Source organism: Streptomyces sp. NPDC045287 (assembly GCF_056432325.1).
Window position 1 is genome coordinate 204,801 of sequence record NZ_JBWKJG010000008.1, and the last position, 20,072, is coordinate 224,872.

Sequence of the window (20,072 nt, forward strand, 5' to 3'; positions counted from 1 at the left end):
AGCCCCCATGTCCCCCCGCCTCTCTCCTCTGGACGACCTGCCCCTATCCCAGGCTGTGCAAAACCGTTTGTCCACAGGCTTGGGGTGCCCGTAGCCAAATTTGCTCCACGACCGAACAATCGGTAGGTGAGGCGCGCCACATCCGCGCCGCCCCCGGGTGTTATGCCCGCTCCCACGAGGAGGTGCTGTCATGACGGTCCAAGAGCTGCCCGGCGCGGCCTCTTACCAGCCCACTCCGCCGCCGGCATGGAAGCCGCGCACGGATCCCGCGCCGCTGCTCCCGGACCCCGAGCCGTACCGGGTGCTGGGCACGGATGCCGCGGCCGACTTCGCCCCCGCCGTACTGCGCCGGCTCTACACCGAGTTGGTGCGGGGCCGCCGGTACAACACGCAGGCGACGGCGCTCACCAAGCAGGGCCGGCTGGCCGTGTACCCGTCCAGCACGGGCCAGGAGGCCTGTGAGGTGACCGCCGCGCTCGTCCTGGAGGACCGGGACTGGCTGTTCCCGTCGTACCGGGACACCTTGGCCGCCGTGGCGCGCGGACTGGACCCCGTCGAGGCGCTGACGCTCCTGCGGGGCGACTGGCACACCGGGTACGACCCGCGCGAGCACCGCATCGCCCCCCTGTGCACCCCGCTCGCCACGCAGCTCCCGCACGCCGTGGGCCTGGCCCACGCCGCCCGGCTCAAGGGCGACGACGTCGTGGCGCTGGCGATGGTCGGCGACGGCGGAACCAGCGAGGGCGACTTCCACGAGGCGCTGAACTTCGCCGCCGTGTGGCGGGCCCCCGTCGTCTTCCTCGTGCAGAACAACGGCTTCGCGATCTCCGTGCCGCTCGCCAAGCAGACCGCGGCCCCGTCGCTCGCCCACAAGGCCGTCGGCTACGGCATGCCGGGCCGGCTCGTCGACGGGAACGACGCGGCGGCCCTCCACCAGGTGCTCTCCGAGGCGGTGGCCCGCGCCCGGCGCGGCGGCGGACCCACGCTCGTCGAGGCCGTGACGTACCGCGTCGATGCCCACACCAACGCCGACGACGCGACCCGGTACCGCGAGGCCGCCGAGGTCGAGGCGTGGCGGCGGCACGACCCGGTCAAGCTCCTGGAGCGGGAACTGACGGAGCGTGGCCTCATCGACGAGAGCGGCATCCGCGAGGCCGCCGAGCAGGCGGAGGCGATGGCCGCGCGGTTGCGCGAGCGGATGAACGCCGACGCCGAGCTCGACCCGATGGACCTGTTCGCCCACGTCTACGCGGAGCCGACCGCGCAGCTCGTGGAGCAGGCCGCGCAGCTGCGGGCCGAGTTGGACGCCGAAGCGGAAGGCGACGAGCGATGACCACCGTGGCAGCCGGGCGGGCGACCAAGCCCGCCACCATGGCACAGGCCCTCCAGCGGGCCATGCGCGACGCGATGGCCGAGGACCCGGCCGTGCACGTCATGGGTGAGGACGTCGGCACGCTGGGCGGGGTCTTCCGCGTCACCGACGGGCTCGCCAAGGAGTTCGGCGAGGACCGGTGCACGGACACGCCGCTCGCCGAGGCCGGCATCCTCGGCACGGCCGTGGGCATGGCGATGTACGGGCTGCGGCCGGTCGTCGAGATGCAGTTCGACGCGTTCGCCTACCCCGCCTTCGAGCAGCTGGTCAGCCACGTCTCCCGGATGCGGAACCGCACGCGCGGCGCGATGCCGATGCCGCTGGTCGTTCGCGTCCCGTACGGCGGCGGGATCGGCGGCGTCGAGCACCACAGCGACTCCTCCGAGGTGTACTACATGGCGACTCCGGGGCTCCACGTCGTCACCCCCGCGACGGTCGCCGACGCGTACGGCCTGCTCCGCGCCGCCATCGCCTCCGACGACCCGGTCGTCTTCCTGGAGCCGAAGCGGCTGTACTGGTCGAAGTCCGACTGGTCGCCCGACGACCCGGCCGCGGTGGAGCCGATCGGCCGCGCCGTGGTGCGCCGCAGCGGTCGCAGCGCCACGCTCATCACCTACGGCCCGTCCGTGCCGGTCTGCCTGGAGGCGGCCGAGGCGGCGCGGGCGGAGGGTTGGGACCTGGAGGTCGTGGACCTGCGCTCGCTGGTCCCGTTCGACGACGAGACCGTCTGCGCGTCGGTGCGGCGCACGGGGCGCGCGATCGTCGTGCACGAGGCCACCGGCTTCGCCGGGCCGGGTGCGGAGATCGCCGCGCGGGTCACCGAGCGGTGCTTCCACCATCTGGAGGCGCCGGTGCTGCGGGTGGCCGGGTTCGACATCCCGTACCCGCCGCCGATGCTGGAGCGGCACCATCTGCCGGGTGTCGACCGGATCCTGGACGCGGTCGCCCGGCTCCAGTGGGAGGCGGAGAGCTGATGGCCCAGGTACTGGAGTTCACGCTGCCGGACCTCGGTGAGGGCCTCACCGAGGCGGAGATCGTGCGGTGGCTCGTCTCGGTGGGGGACGTCGTCGCCGTCGACCAGCCTGTCGTGGAGGTCGAGACGGCCAAGGCGATGGTGGAGGTCCCCTGCCCGTACGGCGGTGTCGTCACCGCCCGCTTCGGCGAGGAGGGCGAGGAACTGCCGGTGGGCGCCCCTCTGCTGACCGTCGCCGTCGGCGCCGCGGAGGCGCCGGACGGTTCCGGGACCGCGTCCGCCGGTCAGCCGGCCGCGGCCCCGCCCGCGGATGGGTCCGGAGCCTCCGCCGCTTCCGCCGAGGAGGGCTCGGGGAACGTGCTGGTCGGCTACGGCACGAGTGCGGCCTCCGCCCGCAGGCGGCGCGTCCGCCCGGTGGTGCCGATCGCCGTGTCCGCGCCCCGGGCCGTCGCGCCCGCGCCCTCTCCCGCGCCGGCGCCCGCCGCGCCCGCGGAGGGGCCGGTCCCGGTGATCTCGCCGCTCGTGCGGAAGCTCGCCCGGGAGCGCGGTGTCGACCTGCGGCGGCTGCGCGGCTCCGGCCCGGACGGGCTGATCCTGCGGGCCGACGTCGAACGGGCCGTCGCCGAAGCGCCGGCCCCGGAGGACACCGCTCCGGCGCGTCCCGTACCGGCCGGGGCCGTGGCGGCGGGGGCCGCCGAGCGGGTGCCGCTGCGCGGGGTGCGCGGCGCCGTCGCCGACAAGCTGACCCGCAGCCGCCAGGAGATCCCCGACGCCACCTGTTGGGTGGACGCCGACGCGACGGAGCTCATGGCGGCACGGGCCGCGATGAACGCCGCCGGCGGGGAGAAGGTCTCCCTGCTGGCGCTGCTGGCCCGGATCTGCACGGCCGCGCTCGCCCGCCATCCGGAGCTGAACTCCCGCGTCGACCTCGCGGCCCGCGAGATCGTCCGGTCGCCCGAAGTGCACCTGGGCTTCGCCGCCCAGACCGAGCGCGGACTGGTCGTGCCCGTCGTCCGCGACGCGCACACCCGCTCGGCCGAGGGCCTCACGGCGGAGTTCGCCCGACTCACCGAGGCGGCGCGCGCGGGCACGCTGTCTCCGGCCGACCTGACGGGCGGCACGTTCACGCTGAACAACTACGGCGTGTTCGGCGTCGACGGTTCCACACCGATCATCAACCACCCCGAAGCGGCCATGCTCGGCGTCGGCCGGATCGTCCCGAAGCCGTGGGTCCACCACGGCGAGCTGGCGGTCCGCCAGGTCGTCCAGCTCTCCCTCACGTTCGACCACCGGGTCTGCGACGGCGGTACGGCGGGCGGGTTCCTGCGGTACGTGGCCGACTGCGTCGAACACCCCGCGGTGCTGCTGCGCACCCTGTAGAGCCGGGGTCCCGATCTCCTCCCCCGGGTCGGGACCCCACCGAGCGGCCGGGGCGCTGTCCGCTCCGCCACGGCGGCGACCATACTGGGCGCGTGACCCGATTTGACGCCGTCGTGCTGGCAGGAGGCGCCGCGAGGCGACTCGGTGGCGCGGACAAACCCGGCCTGAGCGTCGGTGGACGCACCCTGCTCGACCGGGTGCTGCACGTCTGTCGCGACGCCGGACGGGCCGTGGTGGTCGGCGGTCGCCGTCCGACCGCTCGGCCCGTCGTCTGGGCGCGGGAGGAGCCGCCGGGAGGCGGCCCCGTCGCCGCACTGGCCGCCGGGGTGCGACACGTCGACGCGGACACGGTCGTCGTCCTCGGCGGCGACCTGCCGTTCCTGGACCGCGCGGCCGTACGGAACCTCGTCGACGCGCTCGCCGCGTCGACCGCGGAGGCCGTCCTGGCCGTCGACGCGGACGGCCGGGACCAGCCGCTCGTCGCCGCGTACCGCACCGAGCCGCTGCGCCGCGAGATCGCCCTCCTCGCCACCGAGCACGGCCCTCTCTCCGGGTTGCCCCTGCGTCTGCTGACGCAGGAACTGGACCTCGCCCGGGTCCCCGCCCAGCCGCTCGCCTCCTTCGACTGCGACACCTGGGAAGACCTCGCCACGGCCCGGGCCCGCATCAGGGAGCATGGGAACGTGCTGGACGAATGGATCACCGCGGTCAAGGCCGAACTCGGCATCGAGCTCGACGTCGACACCGCCCTGCTGCTCGACCTGGCCCGTGACGCCGCCCACGGCGTCGCCCGGCCCGCGGCGCCGCTCACCACGTTCCTCGTGGGGTACGCGGCGGCCAAGGCGGAGGGTGACGGCCCGCAGGCGGTGGCGGAGGCGGCCCGCAAGGCGGCCGCGCTCGCGAACCGCTGGGCGAGCGAGGCCGAAGCGGAATGACCGAGCCGGACGTCGACGGCGTCGACGAAGCCCTCGCCCTGGTCGGCGGAGCGCCGACCCACCTCGCCGCGTCCAGCCCGCCCGGGCACCGCGGCACGCCCTGGCCCCAGGCGCGCGCCATCGCCGCCCGGGCCGGCCGCGGCGTGACCCCCCGCACCCGCCGCGTGCCCCTCGGCGAGGCGCTCGGGCGGGTCCTCGCCGAGCCGCTGACCGCCCTCACCGACCTGCCGTCGTTCGACACCTCCGCCATGGACGGCTGGGCGGTCGCCGGACCCGGGCCGTGGGAGATCCGCACCGGGGACGCCGTACTCGCCGGCCACGGCGCGATCCCCGCCCTGCCCGACGGTGTCGCGGTGCGCATCGCGACGGGCGCCCGCGTCCCCGCCGACACCACCGCCGTCATCCGCTCCGAGCACGCCCGCGCCGAACCCGGCCGCGGCGACCGCTCCGGTGCGGGGCCGGGCGGCGGACACCTGTACGCGCGGCACGAGGTGGTGCCCGGCCAGGACATCCGCCCGCGCGGCCAGGAGTGCCGTACGGGCGACGAGCTCCTCCCCGCCACCACGGTCGTCACCCCGGCCGTACTGGGCCTGGCCGCCGCCGCCGGGTACGACGAGCTGGCCATCGTCGAGCCGCCCCGCGTCGAGGTCCTCGTCCTCGGCGATGAACTGCTCACCTCCGGTGTCCCGCACGACGGGCTCATCCGGGACGCCCTCGGCCCGATGCTCGACCCCTGGCTGCGCGCCCTGGGGGCCGAGGTCGTGGCCGTGCGGCGCGTCGGGGACGACGCCGAGGCGCTGTACGAGGCCGTCACCGGCACCGGCGCCGACCTCGTCGTCACCACCGGGGGCACCGCCGCCGGACCGGTCGACCACGTCCACCCCGTCCTGCGCGGGGCGGGCGCCGAACTCCTCGTCGACGGCGTACAGGCACGGCCGGGGCATCCCATGCTGCTGGCCCGCCTCACCCCGTCCCAGTACCTCGTCGGACTGCCCGGCAACCCGCTGGCGGCCGTGTCCGGACTGCTGTCCCTCGCCGAGCCGCTGCTGCGCGGCCTCGCCGGGTGCCGCGCCCCCGAGCCGTACTGGGCGTCCGTACGGGACGGGGTGCAGGGCCATCCGCACGACACCCGCCTCGTGCCCGTCGTCCGCCGCGCCGGAGAGGCCGTTCCCCTCCACTACGCCGGTCCCGCCATGCTGCGCGGGCTCGCCGCCGCCGACGGGCTCGCCGTCGTCCCGCCCGGCGGTGCCCGGCCCGGCGACGCGCTGGAGGTCCTCGACCTGCCGTGGACGGCGCCCGTCTCGGCTTCGGTCCCGGCCCAAGGCGGGTGTTTCACGTGAAACATCCCAGTCGGCAGGTCCGCGCGCGTCAGGACGAGGACCAACTGGCCACCGGCCGGGTCAGTCTGCCGAGGCCGATCGTCGAGCATCCGCTGAGGCAGGTCGGCCAGCGGCTGGCCCTCGCCCTGTTCGTCCTGCTCGTGACGGTGCTGATCGTCATGGCGGACCACAACGGGTACAAGGACAACGTCGACGGGCACGTCAGCCTGCTCGACGCCGTCTACTACGCGACGGTGACGCTCTCGACGACCGGGTACGGCGACATCGTGCCGGCGAGCGACACCGCCCGGCTGGTCAACGTGCTGATCGTGACCCCGCTGCGCGTGCTGTTCCTGATCATCTTGGTCGGCACCACCCTGGAGGTGCTCGCCGAGCGCACCCGCGAGGAGTGGCGCCAGAAGCGTTGGAGGTTGGCCTTGCGAGACCACACCGTCGTCGTCGGCTTCGGCACGAAGGGCCGCTCCGCGCTGGAGACCCTGATGGCCACGGGGCTGAAGAAGCAACAGGTCGTGGTGGTCGACCCGAGCAGCAAGGTGATCGAGATGGTCAATGCGGAGGGGCTGACCGGGGTCGTCGGCGACGGCACCCGCAGCGATGTGCTGCTCCGTGCCGAGGCCCAGAGGGCCCGCCAGATCATCGTCGCCACCCAGCGGGACGACACCGCGGTCCTCGTCACGCTCACGGCGCGCCAGCTGAACAAGGGCGTCAAGATCATCGCTGCGGTGCGCGAGGAGGAGAACGCCCCGCTGCTGCGCCAGTCCGGTGCGGACGCCGTCATCACCAGTGCCAGCGCCGCGGGACGGCTGCTCGGCCTGTCCGTGCTGAGCCCCAGCGCGGGCACGGTGCTGGAGGACCTGATCCACCAGGGCACCGGCCTGGACCTCGTGGAACGGCCCGTCACCAAGGCGGAGGCGGGCCGGAGCGTCCGGGACACCGAGGACCTGGTGGTGAGCGTGTTGCGCGGGCACCGGCTGATCGGCTACGACGACCCGGAGGCCAGTCCGCTCCAGCTGACCGACCGGGTCATCGCCATCAAGCGGTCGAAGGGCGTCAGCGGCGCGGTGAGCCCGTTGAAGGGCACGGCGTGGAACGGCACCTCGACGGGCACGTCGGCGGAGTAGCCTCACGACCATGCGTGCGATCACGATTCCCGAACCCGGTGGCCCCGAAGCGCTCGTCTGGTCCGAGGTCCCCGATCCCGTACCCGGCGAGGGCGAGGTGCTCGTCGACGTGACGGCAGGAGCCGTCAACCGCGCCGATCTGCTCCAGCGGCAGGGCTTCTACGACCCCCCGCCGGGCGCGTCCCCCTACCCCGGTCTCGAATGCTCGGGCCGGATCTCCGCGCTGGGCCCCGGAGTCTCCGGCTGGGCCATCGGCGACGAGGTGTGCGCGCTGCTCGCGGGTGGCGGCTACGCCGAGAAGGTGGCCGTCCCGGCCGGCCAGCTATTGCCCGTACCGAAGGGACTCGACCTGGTGACGGCGGCGGCGCTGCCGGAGGTCACCGCGACCGTCTGGTCGAACGTCTTCATGGTGGCGCACCTGCGGCCCGGCGAGACCCTGCTGGTGCACGGGGGTGCCAGCGGCATCGGGACGATGGCGATCCAGCTCGGCAAGGCGGTCGGCGCCCGGGTCGCGGTGACCGCGGGCGGCCCGGAGAAACTGGCGCGCTGCGCCGAGCTCGGCGCCGACATCCTGATCGACTACCGCACCCAGGACTTCGTCGACGAGCTGCGCCGGGCGACGGACGGGGCGGGCGCGGACGTCATCCTCGACATCATGGGCGCCAAGTACCTGGAGCCGAACGTCAAGGCGCTGGCGATGAACGGCCGGCTCGCGGTCATCGGCCTCCAGGGCGGTGCCAAGGGAGAGCTGAACCTGGGCGCCCTGCTCAGCAAGCGGGCCGCCGTGACGGCGACCTCGTTGCGGCAGCGACCGCTGGAGGAGAAGGCGACCATCATCGCGGCCGTACGGGAACACGTCTGGCCGCTGATCGAGGCGGGCACGGTCCGCCCCGTCGTGCACCGCACGTTCCCCCTGGCGGAGGCCGCGGAGGCCCACCGGGTGCTGGAGGAGAGCACCCACGTCGGCAAGGTGCTGCTGACCACGGGTGCGGCGGACTGACGCCCCCTCAACGAGCAGGAGCCACGCCGAACGGCCCGGCACACACCGCGTGTGCCGGGCCGTTCGCCTCTCGTGTGCGTACGGGTCTACAGGTACGGGCCGCCCGTCCGGGCGCGCCCGCGCCCCTGGTCGTCGTCGTCCTGCGAGACCATGCCCGGGGGAAGGGCTCGGCGCATCTGCTCCAACTGGGCGCGGGCCGCCATCTGCTGGGCGAACAGCGCCGTCTGGATGCCGTGGAAGAGGCCCTCCAGCCATCCGACCAACTGGGCCTGGGCGATGCGCAGCTCCGCCTCGGACGGAATCGCCTCGTCGGTGAACGGGAGGGACAACCGCTCCAGTTCCTCGACGAGCTCGGGGGCCAGCCCCTCCTCCAGCTCCTTCACCGAGCTGTGGTGGATCTCCTTCAGCCGGACGCGGCTGGCCTCGTCGAGAGGTGCCGCGCGCACCTCCTCCAGCAGCTGTTTGATCATGCTGCCGATCCGCATGACCTTGGCCGGCTGCTCGACCATCTCCGTCACCGGGATCTCGCGCGACTCGTCGTCACCCTCGCCGCCGCCGAGCGCCATACCGTCCTGCCCGACGATGAGGACCTGCGGGGTCTCCTGCGACCGTTCATTCCTCGGCATCTCCATGCCGCCATTCTCTCGTACAGATGCGTCATCACACGGTGTGCCCCCGTGCGCGGGTGATCCACCCTCGCACGGGGGCACGAACCGGTGCGACCGGCACTAAGCGGCCGTGCGCCGGGCCACGGCGGTACGGGACCGGGTGAGCAGGGCGGCGAGCAGCGCCGCGCCCAGCGGTACGGCGACCAGCAGCGCGCCGAACGTCTCCCACGGGATCACGATCGGCACGTGCGGCAGGTCGGCGACACCGGTCCAGCCGGCGTCGCGGCCCTCCTGGTACCACCGCTCCTGCTGGCGGCGCTCGGTCAGCCGCAGACCGATCGCGGGGAGCACGCCCGCGGCCGTACCGAGCAGGACGCCCATCACGGCGACCACCCCGCACTGGAAGCCGCTGAGGGTGCGGCGCACCCGCGGCGGCGCCCCGACCGCGGCGAGGGTCTTCAGGTCCGCCTCGGCGTCGGCCTGGGCCAGACCGGTGGCGATACCGGCCGCACCGATCGTGATCAGCCCGGCGAAGACGGTCAGGGCGAGCAGCACGATGCTGTTCTCGCTGTCGTAACCCGTCTCGACGTGGAGGTGGACCTCGCTGCCGACCTTCGCGAGGTCGTCGTCGAGGCGCTGCCGCTGCTCGCTGCCGGGCAGGTGGTCGGTGCTGTAGTACGAGCCCATCGGCACCGTCCCGAGGCCGGCCGCCTCGGCGGCGGCCGGGGTGAGGACGCCGGCGACGCCGTACGAGGCGGTGCCGTCGGGGACCTGGTACGCCGGGAGGGCCTTCACCTCGCCGGGTACGGGCTCGTTCCGCTCGACGGCCTCGTCGGCGGCCTTCGCGTCGGTGACCACCCGCAGGGAGATCCTGCCGGCCGCGTCGACCTGCTTCTTGTGGAACGAGACGATCCGACCCTCGGCGAGCGCCTTCTCCGCGGCGGGGTCGTCGACCCCGAGCACCTTCAGCAGCGCCGCGTCGGCGACGAGCAGGCCGTCGGCCGTCGGAACGTAGCCGCCGCCCCCGGGCCGGCAGCGCCAGTCGTCGGCCAGCCTGCGGCGCTCCTCCTTGGAGAACCGCTCCGCCGGGTCCACGCCGGGCGGCGCGGACTCCGGCCACAGCGGGCACTCGTTGGCCTTCGGGATGACGATCTCGGTCCGGCCGCAGCCCGCTTCCGCCGAGAAGGGATCGCACCCGGCCCTGCCGACCACGATGCGGGCGACGTCGGCCCGCACCTCGACCGGGACGTGCCGCTGCACGGCCTCGCGGATCGCCGGCACGTCCCGGCCGCCGTCCTCGACGGTCAGGGCGGAGACGGCGCCGTAGGGAAGCTGGGCCTCGTACTCGGCCCTCCACTGGGCGTCCTCGCTGGTGGCGTACGTGGCGACGGCGACCGTGCCGGCGACGGCGGCCAGGACCGCGGCCACGGCGGGCGCCGTACGGCCCCGGTTGCGGACGGAGTCCCGCAGTGCCAGGCGCGGCGACAGCGGAAGCCAGCGGCCGACCCGGCCGAACATCCCCACCAGGGCCGGGGTCATCGCGACGACGCCCAGCTCCGCGAGGGCGCTGCCGCCCGCGACGATCACGAACTGGTCGGAGAACACCGACCCGTACAGGGCGATCGAGGCACCCAGCAGCGCGGCCACCAGGCCGATGACGGGCAGGACACGGTTGCTCCTGCGAATCCCCCGGCGGCCGGTCAGCGACGCCAGGACCGTCTCGCGGGACGCGGTGACGGCGGGCACGACCGCGGCGAGCAGACCGGTCAGCACGGCGAGCGCGCCGATGCCCAGCAACTCCAGCGGGCGCACGTCGAAGGCGCCGAACCGCTGGCCGAAGGAGTCCTCCAGGACCGGCTGGAGCACGAAGGTGAGGATCAGCCCGAGGACCGTGCCCACGACCGCCGCGGCGACCCCGATCACCAGGCCGCCCGCCAGGACGATGGCGCGGATGTGGCGGCGGTCGCCGCCGTTGGCGCCGACGAGGCCGAGCTGGCGCCGCGAGCGGCGGGCGCCGACCGCGAAGGCAGGGCCGGCCAGCAGGCAGATCTCCAGCATAGCGAGGCCGACGACGGTGGCCACGGCGACCAGCGCCGACTTGTCGGCGCTCAGGCTCTGGTCGAACGGGGTGTAGCCCTCGCGCTGGAAGATCGGCACGTCGGCGTTGGCGGGCGGGTCGACGAGGACCGCGCGCGAGACGACGACCGCGCCCTTGGCGTTGGTCTCCTGGACCATGTTCCACGTGAAACCGTGCCCGCCGTCCGCCGGGAGCTTCACCAGGTGCTCGGTGCTGATGTCGGGCGCGGCCATGCCGGACGCTTCGAGACCCTTGCGGAGCGGCTCCAGGAACGCCCCCGGGAGGGCGTTGACCTGGAGCGCCCGCAGGTCGTCGGGGACCTCGTACGAGCCGACGATCCGGTACTCGCGCTCCAGGCCGCGGGCGGTGAGCGTGCCGCCGATCTCCAGGCCGCTCTCCTCCAGGAAGCGGGACGAGGCGGCGACCTCGTCGGGGCGCTGCGGGAAGCGGCCGTCCAGGGGTGTCAGGATCCCCTCGGCGAGGGGGTCGGCGGCCTTCAGCTCGCGGATCCCGGTGTGGAGCAGACCGTGGGCGGTGCGGAGCTTCCCGTAGCCGTTGGTGTCCTCCAGGAGGGTGGCTCCGGCGGGGAGCGCCTTCTTCACGTCGGTGTGGCCCTCGGGCACCGGTTGGGTGTCGTACTTCTTGTCGGCCGGGGTGGTCATCTGGCCGTCCGGCGACTGCTGGACGGGCACGCCGCCGTACCCGGGGTCGGAGACGCGGGCGTCGGCGGCGCCGAGGAGGCGCGTCGCCCTCTCCTGCGGGGACAGCTCGGCGCTGCGCAGCGTCAGGTCGGCGGCGCTCACTCCGAGGATGGGCAGCGCGATCATCGCGAGGACGAGGAAGCTGCGGCCCTTGGAGCGCCAGGCGTCGCGGCGGGCGATCCGCACCGCGGCGCGCCAGGAGTGGAACCAGCCGTTCACCGCTCGCCCGCCTGGCCCGAGAGCAGGGACTCGGCGCCGGTGCGCACGGTCTGGTCGACGACCGCGCCGTCGCGGAGGAACACGACCCGGTCGGCCCACGCGGCGAACCGCGGCTCGTGGGTGACGAGCACCCCGGCGGCGCCCGCGTCGCAGCGGGAGCGCAGCAGGGCGAGGACGGACTCGCCGGTCTCGGAGTCGAGGGCGCCGGTCGGTTCGTCGGCCAGGACCAGCCGGCGGTCGCCGACCAGGGCGCGGGCGATGGCGACGCGCTGCTGCTGGCCGCCGGACATCTCGTCGGGGAAGCGGTCGGCGAGGTGGCCGAGGCCCATCTCCTCCAGCGCGGCGACGGCCTCGCCGCGCGCCTTGCGGGCGGACGTGCCGTCCAGTTCGCGCGGCAGGGCGACGTTCTCGGCGGCGGTGAGGGCCGGGATGAGGTTGTAGTCCTGGAAGACGTAGCCGATGCTGCGGCGGCGCAGTGCGGCGAGGGTCCGGCGGTCGGCGGTCGTGATGTCGGTGTCCTCGACGACGACCCGCCCGGAGGTGGGGGTGTCGAGGCCGCCGGCGATGGTGAGGAGCGTGGACTTCCCGGAGCCGGAGGGGCCCATGACGGCGACCAGTTCGCCGGGGTACACGTCGAGGTCGATGCCGCGCAGGGCGTGCACCTCGGTGGCGCCGGTGCCGTGGACGCGGGTGAGCTGCTGGAGCCGCAGCACGGGCTGCCGGCCCGCGGCCGAGAACTCGGGCCGCTGGGGCGCCGAGGGCCGCTGGGACGGCTGCGGCGTCGGTGATGACGGCGTCGGTGATGACATGGAGAGGTCCCCCCTTGGGCGTGCGCGGGGACGCGGTGGGCGTACGCGCACGGAAGTGGTCGTTCGGTTCTCGGGTGGTCGGTGTGGCCGCGGGGCGGTCGGCGGACGCCCGGGGCGGTACCCGGCCGGTACCGGAGCGACGCGGCCGGGCGGTGTCCGCTCGGGGCGCCCGGGTGGCGGCCGGTCGGCGGCCGGTGGCGGTCGGCGCCGACGAAAACAGCGGTGGGCGGCCGGCGGTGGTCAGCCGCGCCGTGCGGTGCGTGCGACGGGTGGTGCCGCCGGGGCCTCGGGCGGTGGCGGGTCCTGCGGGGCCGTGGCGGCCGACAGGCGGATCAGCCGGGCCTCGCAATGGTCCAGCCAGCGCGCCTCGGCCTCCGTCTGGAAGATCAGCTGTTCCAGTACGAGGAGCCAGGCCACGTCGTCGCGCCGCTGCTCGCCGCCGCTCTCCAGGGCGCTCACCGCCCGGGCCTTGAGGCGCGTGTAGTCCTGCATCGCCCTGACCGTGTGGTGGCGCTGGGCCTGGATCACGGCGCGGATGTCCACGCCCGGCGCCCCGACCGCCATGGCGAGCTTGATGGCCAGCTCGTCACGGGCGGGGCTGGTGCGGTCGACGGGCCGCTCGAACCAGGTGCGGAGCTCGGCGCGCCCCGCGTCGGTGATGACGTAGAGGGGGTGGCCCGCCCCGTCCTCGCCGTCCTGGGTGACCATGCCGTCCCGCTCCAGGCGGCTGAGGGTCGTGTAGACCTGGCCGACGTTGAGCGGCCAGGTGGAACCGGTGCGGGACTCGAACTCCGTACGGAGCTGGGAGCCGTAGCGCGGGCCGCGTTCGAGGAGGGCGAGGAGCCCGTGGCGGATCGACATACTCAGTATGTATACCGAGTATGTTCACCGGCACAACCGACTCCCGGGGGAGCGTCGGCGTCCCCCTTGAGGGGGACGCGGCGGCGGGCGGGACGGTCAGGCGCGGCGGACGCGGAGCCCGATGAAGCCGAGGCCGAGTCCCATCAGGGTGAGCCCCACGCCCAGCGTCAGCACGGGAACGCGCCGGTCGACGCCGGTTTCGGCGGCCCGGCCGTGCGGTTCCCACGCGGCGGCGGAGGGGCTGCCGTGCGGCGGTACGGCGGCGGGGGAGTCCTCCTCCGGTACGGCCTCCGGCACGGGGTCCCAGTCGTCGTGGTGGCCGTGGTCCGGTGCCGTTCTGTTACGTACGGGGTCTTCCGCGGCCGGAGAGGCGGACGGGGACGGGGTGGGGGAGGGGCTCGGCGACGGCGGCGTGGACCGGCCGGGCCGCTGGAGCCCGGCCCCGGCGGGTCGCCCGGCGAGCGAGGGCTCCGGGCTGCCGGTGCCCGGCCGGGACGGGGGTTCGGCCTCGGGGCCGCCACCGGAACCGGGGGGCGAGGAGACGGGAGGGGTGCCCGGCGCGGAGCCGGTCGGGGTGCCCGGCGGCGTGGTGGCTCCCGGGCCGGGCCGGCCGTCCGGGCCGGGCCGGCTGTCCGGGCCGGTCGTGGTGGGGCCCGGGGAGGTCCCCCCGCCGGGGCCGGGGCCGGGACGGGGGCCGGGAGAGGACCCGGAGCCGGTGTCGGAGCCGGGGCCGGTGTGGGCGTCGAAGTCGGAGTGGGTGTCGGAGCCGGGGCCGGGGGAGGAACCAGAGCCGGAGGGGGAGCCGGGGCCGGGTGCGGAGCCGGGAGTGGGGGAGGAGCCGGGGGCGGCCGACCCGCTGGGCCCGTTCCCACTGGACCCGTTCCCACTGGGCCCGTTCCCACTGGACCCGTTCCCGCCGGGTCCGTCCGCCGTGCTCGTCCGCGGTGGCGGCGACGCGCTGCCGTCCGCGTACGCGGTGGGGACCGGCCCGAACGCCGCGCACAGGAGGAGGGTTCCCAGCGCGACCGTCCGACTCGTGTGGGGACCTGGAGCCATCGGGTGACTCCCTTCCGCGCGGCGGTTGCTCGTTCCCGCCCACGATCACACACGGCATCACGCGGGGCCTCCCGGAGCAGCCGAATGGCTCAGTGCGCGCGGGCGAACGCGGGGCGAACGGCGGGGAAACGCCGTGGCCGGGCCGTTACTGCTGGCCGCGCCCCGTGGAGACCTCCAGGGTGAAACCGGCCTCGTCCGCGCTGATCTCGGTGTCCTTCGGCGGGTACTGGGTGAGGACCGTGCCGTCGCCGTAGACGTTCTCGTTGACCGAGACCTCCTTGAGGATCTTCCAGCCGGCCGCCTGGATGCACTCCTTGACCGAGGTGATGTTCTTGTACCGGAAGTCCGGGACCTTGAACTTCTCCGGGTCGTCGCCCTCACCGGGCTCCGTGCACTTCTCGGTGTCGATGCGCTTGCTGAGGTCGGGGCCCTTGTAGTCGCCGCCCTCGGAGCCGGAGCCGGAGCCGGAGCCGGTGTCGGAGCCGGTTCCGGCGCTCGTCTGCGTGCCCGTCACCGTCGTCTTCGGGTCGTCCTCCTTGGCGAGGTTGACCGCGGTGATCACACCGCCGACGGCGATCAGCGCGACCACGATCGCGCCCACCAGCAGCGGCGTGTTCCGCCGGCCGCCGCCCCTCCCGCCGCCGGTCGCCGGCTGGTACGGGGCCGGCGTCTGGTAGGCGGGGGGCGGTGACGGCGCCTGGGGCTGGTGCGGATAGCCGTACGCCGCCGGGGCCGGGGTCGGCGCGGGGGTCGGAGCCGGGGTCGGCGGGCCGTACGGGCTCGGCGCCGGGGCCTGGTACGGCGTCTGGACGCCCTGCGGCCCGCCGGGGCCCGCGTACGACTGGTCCAGCGGCGGGAACACGGTCGAGCCGACGCCCGCGCCGCTGTTCGCCGGCGTGCCCGGGACGATCACCGGCGCGCCGGTCTGTCCGGCGGACAGCACCCGCAGGCACTCGTCGCGCATGGCGGCGGCGCTGGGGAACCGCTCGTTCGGGTTCTTCTTCAGTGCCCGTGCCACGAGCGCGTCCATCGCCGGCGTGATCGACCGGTTCACGGAGGACGGCGGGACCGGCTCCTCCTGCACGTGCGCGTACGCGATGGCGAGCGGCGAGTCCGCGTCGAACGGCAGCCGCCCGGTCAGGAGCTGGAACAGCATGATGCCGACCGAGTACAGGTCGGAGCGGGCGTCGACGCCGCGGCCGAGGGCCTGCTCCGGCGACAGGTACTGGGGCGTGCCGACGACCATGCCGGTCTGCGTCATCGACGTGACGCCCGACTGCATGGCGCGGGCGATGCCGAAGTCCATGACCTTGACCACACCGCGCTTGGTCATCATCACGTTGCCCGGCTTGATGTCACGGTGGACCAGGCCCATCTCGTGGCTGGTCTCCAGCGCGGCCAGCACGTCCGAGGTCACCTTCAGGGCCTTGTCGGCCGGCATCGCGCCGTACTGTCGGATGTCGGCCGCCAGCACCGAGCCGAGCGGCTGGCCCTCCACGTACTCCATGACGATGTACGGCATGACGCCGCCGTCGCCCATCGAGGGGTCGTTGAAGGTGACCGTGTCCTCACCGGTGTCGAAGACCGACACGATGTTGGTGTGCTGGAGCTTCGCGACGGACTGGGCCTCGCGCCGGAACCGCTCGCGGAACGACTGTTCCCGGCCGAGTTCCGTGTGCAGCGTCTTGATGGCGACCTGCCGGTCCAGGGCGCTGTCGTACGCCAGGTACACCGAGGCCATGCCGCCCTCGCCGAGCAGGTCGCGCAGCTGGTACCGGCCGTTCGCCACCGAGCCGCCCGCATAGCGGCCGTGTGCGCCGTCCTGGCTCATCGTGCTTCCCCCTACGCGCGCGTGCCCGCGGTGATCTCCCGTTTTACGGGCCAAGTCTGCCCCAGGCCACTGACACGTCAAGCCGGGTGCCCGTTCCGTGACCGTACGCGCCGGAAGCGTCTCGGAAGCGTTACGTGACCCGCATCGGATTTGCACAGGTGTACGCGGAACCGATTGGATGGCCGGTCCAGCCCGAACCGGCGCGTCGCGCGGAGGCTGTAGCGTGACGTGGCGAAGTACCCCTGGGAAGACGGCGGCACACCGCTCGCGGGCACAGCGCGCGGACAGCAACGGAAATGACGGCGAGGACGATGGCACCCGGATCCGGAGCAGGTGGCGGCGGAGCGTCGGACGACGGAGCGTCGGGGCGCGGGGACGCCGTCGAGTTCGGTGTCGGCGGCCTGGTCGGCGACGGCCGCTACCGGCTGACGCACCGCCTCGGCCGCGGCGGCATGGCCGAGGTGTTCGCGGCGGAGGACGTGCGGCTGGGCCGGACGGTCGCGGTGAAGCTGCTGCGGGCCGACCTGGCGGAGGACCCGGTCTCCAAGGCCCGCTTCACGCGCGAGGCGCAGTCCGTCGCGGGGCTGAACCACCACGCGATCGTGGCGGTGTACGACTCCGGCGAGGACGAGGTGAACGGCCAGTCCGTGCCGTACATCGTCATGGAGTTGGTCGAGGGCCGCACCATCCGGGAGCTGCTGGTCAGCGCGGAGGCCCCGCCGCCCGAGCAGGCCCTGATCATCGTGTCGGGCGTGCTGGAGGCGCTGGCCTACTCGCACCAGCACGGCATCGTGCACCGCGACATCAAGCCGGCGAACGTCATCATCACCCACGGCGGTGCCGTCAAGGTCATGGACTTCGGCATCGCCCGCGCCCTGCACGGGGCGTCCACGACGATGACGCAGACCGGCATGGTCATGGGCACGCCCCAGTACCTCTCGCCCGAGCAGGCGCTCGGCAAGGCCGTCGACCACCGCTCCGACCTGTACGCCACGGGCTGCCTGCTGTACGAACTGCTGGCGCTGCGGCCCCCGTTCGTCGGCGAGACGCCGCTGTCCGTCGTGTACCAACACGTCCAGGACGTGCCGGTGCCGCCGTCCCAGGTGTCCGACGTGGCCCCGCCGGAGCTGGACGGGCTGGCGATGCGGGCGCTGGCGAAGGACCCGGACGACCGGTTCCAGAGCGCCGAGGAGATGCGGGGCCTGATCCAGTACGGGCTGCGCATGCTCCAGGAGCAGGGCGGCCACACCGGGACGTGGAACACGGGCCCGGTCGGTCCGCACGACGGCGGCCTCCCCCCGCACGGCGGTGTCGCGGCGACCGCCGTGATGGGCGTGCCGACGGGCATGGGCACGGGCCCGTCGACCCCGGCCCGCCCCGGCCGTCCGCTGCCGACGCACGGCGACACCTCGCAGGGCCCGATCCTGCCGCCGAGGAACCCCGACGACGGTGCCTACGCGGTCGCGTACGACAACGGGCACGGCGGTGGGGGCCGCGGCAGGGTGCTGCTGTTCGTGGCGCTCGCGCTGGTCGCGATCGTGGCGGGCGTCGTGTACGCGGTGAAGGCGAGCGACACGCCGACCGGTACGGACACGAAGCCGACGCCCACCCCGTCGCCGTCCGCCTCGCGCAGCGCCAGCCCCTCGCCGTCCGCCTCGGAGTCCGAGCGGGAGACGCGGCAGCCCGACACGTCGACGGGCGGGGGCAGCGGCTGGGACCGCCCGTCGTGGTCCCCGCGGCCGCCGTCGTACAGCCAGGACCCGACGCCGTCCACGAGCGGCGGCACCGGCGGCACGGGGACGACGGACGGCTCCACCGACCAGGGCACGACCGGTGACACCACGGACGGCGGCACGTCCGAGGGCGGCGACGGGGGCGCGACCGAGGGCGGTACGACCAGCCAGGGCACGACCAGCCAGGGCACCACGAGCCAGGGCGCGACCGGAACGACCGACGGCAGCGGCAGCGGCAGTGGCAGCGGCAGCGGTGGGGGCAGCGGCGGCGACAGCGGCGGAGCGACCACCTCCGGCCAGCAGGGCGGTACGACGGCGGGCACCGCGACGACCGGCGGTTCCACGACCGGCGACTGAGCACGCGCCGGCCCGGCCGGTCCATCGCCGGCCCCCCGTCGGCCCGCGCCGGTCCACCGTCGGCCCGGCCGATCCATCGCCGGCCCCCCCCGTCGGTCCGCGCCGGCCCGCCGTCGGCTCGGCCGGCCCGCGCCGGCCACCGCGGCCCTCCCGGCCGTCTCAGTCCGTGAACGCGTCGCACACCGCGTCGTACTCGCGGGTCCACCACACCGCCAGGGCCGACACCGCGGGGAACTGCGGGTCGGCCCTGCTGTCGTGCCGCTGGTAGCGCCACCGCAGTATCCAGAAGTCGTTGAGCCGCTCCCACCACACGCGGTGCACCGCGGCGGCCAGCTCCGCCGCGTCGACCCCGGCGGCCCGCCGGTACGCGCGCGCGTAGGCCCGGACCTTCGCCAGGTCCAGCCGCCCGGCCGGCTGCACGTAGAAGATCATCGCGGCCCGGACCGCCTCCTCGGCGCGCGGCTGGACGCCCAGCCGGTCCCAGTCGACGATCGCGGCCGGCTCGGCCCCCCGGTACAGCAGGTTCAGGGGGTGGAAGTCCCCGTGCACCCAGCCGCCCGCCGCGGGCGCCGCCGCGGCCGGGCGCCGGTGCGCGTGCGCGGCCAGCAGGCGGCGGCGCTCCACCAGCCGGTGCTCGGCCAGCTCGTCGAAGGCGACCCGGTGCCGCCGCGCCCTGGCCAGCGCCAGCAGCTCGTCGATCAGCCGGAAGGTGTCCTCCGGGTCGGCGCTGCCGTACTCGCGCGCCGCCGGGTGCACCCCGGCCACGCCCAGGACGCGGTCCAGGCACGTGTGGACGAAGCCGAGCAGGGCGCCGAGCCGCCGGGAGCCGTCCTCCGTGAGCTGGGCGCCGTCGCGGTGGCGCCCGTCGACCCAGGGGTGCAGGGCGTAGCAGTCGCCGCCGAGCTGGGCGACCGTACGGCCCTCGGCGTCCGGCAGCGCGGGCGCGACCGGGACGCCGAGGGCGTGCAGTCGCTCGGTCGCGCGGTGCTGGCGGGCGATGGTGGCGTGGTCGGAGGTGGGGGCGTCCAGGTGCTGCTTGAGGAAGAACGTGCCGCGCGTGGTGGTGAGGCGGTAGCCCCGGTTGAGGAGGCCCTGGGTGACCGGTACGCAGGAGAGCGGTTCGCCGTACGGGGGGTAGCGGCGCAGCAGGGCGGCCACGGGCGGGGCGGGCGGTGCCGGCGGGGCCCCGGTGGCGGGGGCGGCGGAGGCGGCCGCGGGGCCCGGGGAGGGCTGTGAGGCGGTGCGGCCGGGGCGCGGCCGGGGGACGAGGGGCACGTGGGGAGCGGCGGGCGGAGCCGTTACAGATGAGCGCGGCACCTGTCAGATGTTAGATCACGGCGGGATGACCCGCGTCACATCGCGCTTCCGCGAACCCTTCCCGAGGCCGGGGTGGGCGGGATAACGTGCCGGTGTTCCGGTGGCCCACGAGGCCGTCACCAGTGCGTTGGCCCCGACCGCGCCAACGGCGTGACCAGGCGTTGTCCCCGCATTTCTCGATTTACTTGGAAATCCAAGCAAAATCGCAGGTCAGATGGGGTTTCGCAGGATTGCTGCGCACTAGGTAACGTGCCTATCACAGGGCGCTCGCCGGGGCACCTGTCACGCCTGTCTCCGGCCGAGGGCACCCACCCCGTGCACCGCGTACGGACCAGGCGAGCCGCTTCCCCCAGCTCCAGAGGAGCCCGGGGGGACCCCAGGC

Annotated in this window: 15 protein-coding genes; 8 read left to right on the forward strand and 7 right to left on the reverse strand. The window is 74.5% G+C overall.

Annotation, left to right across the window (positions count from 1 at the left end; translation table 11 throughout):
- Positions 1 to 190 precede the first annotated feature (190 nt).
- From pdhA to AC07D6_RS16005, 7 genes are all read left to right on the forward strand, one after another.
- Positions 191 to 1,333 (forward strand): pyruvate dehydrogenase (acetyl-transferring) E1 component subunit alpha, encoded by a 1,143-nt coding sequence (gene pdhA / locus AC07D6_RS15975; protein WP_479044815.1) that lies wholly within the window; start codon positions 191 to 193, stop codon positions 1,331 to 1,333.
- The gene (locus tag AC07D6_RS15980) at positions 1,330 to 2,346 is read left to right on the forward strand and encodes an alpha-ketoacid dehydrogenase subunit beta (RefSeq protein ID WP_315877049.1); all 1,017 of its coding nucleotides are present in this window, start codon (positions 1,330 to 1,332) and stop codon (positions 2,344 to 2,346) included. The genes pdhA and AC07D6_RS15980 overlap by 4 nt, the downstream gene beginning before the upstream one ends.
- On the forward strand, positions 2,346 to 3,725 hold the full coding sequence (locus AC07D6_RS15985) for a dihydrolipoamide acetyltransferase family protein (RefSeq protein WP_479044817.1): 1,380 nt from the start codon (positions 2,346 to 2,348) through the stop codon (positions 3,723 to 3,725). The genes AC07D6_RS15980 and AC07D6_RS15985 overlap by 1 nt, the downstream gene beginning before the upstream one ends.
- Positions 3,726 to 3,817: 92 nt before the next feature.
- Complete coding sequence (locus tag AC07D6_RS15990) at positions 3,818 to 4,660, forward strand: NTP transferase domain-containing protein (protein ID WP_479044820.1); 843 nt, start codon at positions 3,818 to 3,820, stop codon at positions 4,658 to 4,660.
- Positions 4,657 to 6,000 carry a molybdopterin molybdotransferase MoeA gene (locus tag AC07D6_RS15995; protein WP_479044822.1) on the forward strand — a complete coding sequence of 448 codons (1,344 nt, stop codon included), beginning with the start codon at positions 4,657 to 4,659 and terminating at the stop codon, positions 5,998 to 6,000. The genes AC07D6_RS15990 and AC07D6_RS15995 overlap by 4 nt, the downstream gene beginning before the upstream one ends.
- The gene (locus AC07D6_RS16000; protein WP_479044825.1) at positions 5,988 to 7,121 is read left to right on the forward strand and encodes a potassium channel family protein; all 1,134 of its coding nucleotides are present in this window, start codon (positions 5,988 to 5,990) and stop codon (positions 7,119 to 7,121) included. Before AC07D6_RS15995 ends, AC07D6_RS16000 begins: the two co-directional genes overlap by 13 nt.
- A gap of 10 nt (positions 7,122 to 7,131) precedes the next feature.
- The gene (locus tag AC07D6_RS16005) at positions 7,132 to 8,121 is read left to right on the forward strand and encodes an NAD(P)H-quinone oxidoreductase (RefSeq protein ID WP_315877054.1); all 990 of its coding nucleotides are present in this window, start codon (positions 7,132 to 7,134) and stop codon (positions 8,119 to 8,121) included.
- Between the two features lie 86 nt (positions 8,122 to 8,207).
- Here AC07D6_RS16005 and AC07D6_RS16010 read toward each other — a convergent pair whose 3' ends face one another.
- The 6 genes from AC07D6_RS16010 to AC07D6_RS16035 all read right to left on the reverse strand — a co-directional run bounded on the left by AC07D6_RS16010 (position 8,208) and on the right by AC07D6_RS16035 (position 16,283).
- Entirely contained in the window at positions 8,208 to 8,753 is a 546-nt protein-coding gene (locus AC07D6_RS16010) for a bacterial proteasome activator family protein (protein WP_315877055.1), read from the reverse strand.
- Between the two features lie 96 nt (positions 8,754 to 8,849).
- Positions 8,850 to 11,726, reverse strand: coding sequence for an FtsX-like permease family protein (locus AC07D6_RS16015; protein ID WP_479044828.1), 2,877 nt, complete (start codon positions 11,724 to 11,726; stop codon positions 8,850 to 8,852).
- Positions 11,723 to 12,535, reverse strand: coding sequence for an ABC transporter ATP-binding protein (locus AC07D6_RS16020; RefSeq protein ID WP_391653045.1), 813 nt, complete (start codon positions 12,533 to 12,535; stop codon positions 11,723 to 11,725). The genes AC07D6_RS16015 and AC07D6_RS16020 overlap by 4 nt, the downstream gene beginning before the upstream one ends.
- Positions 12,536 to 12,775: 240 nt before the next feature.
- Complete coding sequence (locus AC07D6_RS16025) at positions 12,776 to 13,396, reverse strand: PadR family transcriptional regulator (RefSeq protein ID WP_479044830.1); 621 nt, start codon at positions 13,394 to 13,396, stop codon at positions 12,776 to 12,778.
- A gap of 96 nt (positions 13,397 to 13,492) precedes the next feature.
- A complete protein-coding gene (locus AC07D6_RS16030; protein ID WP_479044832.1) occupies positions 13,493 to 13,693 on the reverse strand; it encodes a hypothetical protein in 201 nt (66 codons plus the stop codon).
- 904 nt (positions 13,694 to 14,597) lie between these two features.
- Positions 14,598 to 16,283 carry a protein kinase domain-containing protein gene (locus AC07D6_RS16035; RefSeq protein ID WP_479044834.1) on the reverse strand — a complete coding sequence of 562 codons (1,686 nt, stop codon included), beginning with the start codon at positions 16,281 to 16,283 and terminating at the stop codon, positions 14,598 to 14,600.
- A gap of 311 nt (positions 16,284 to 16,594) precedes the next feature.
- On the opposite strand from AC07D6_RS16035, the gene AC07D6_RS16040 reads away from it, so the two are divergent.
- Positions 16,595 to 18,373, forward strand: coding sequence for a protein kinase domain-containing protein (locus AC07D6_RS16040; protein ID WP_479044837.1), 1,779 nt, complete (start codon positions 16,595 to 16,597; stop codon positions 18,371 to 18,373).
- A gap of 159 nt (positions 18,374 to 18,532) precedes the next feature.
- Here the strand turns inward: AC07D6_RS16040 and AC07D6_RS16045 are convergent, their stop codons facing one another.
- Positions 18,533 to 19,531, reverse strand: a complete 999-nt coding sequence (locus AC07D6_RS16045) for a phosphotransferase (RefSeq protein ID WP_315877076.1) — start codon at positions 19,529 to 19,531, stop codon at positions 18,533 to 18,535.
- Positions 19,532 to 20,072 lie beyond the last annotated feature (541 nt).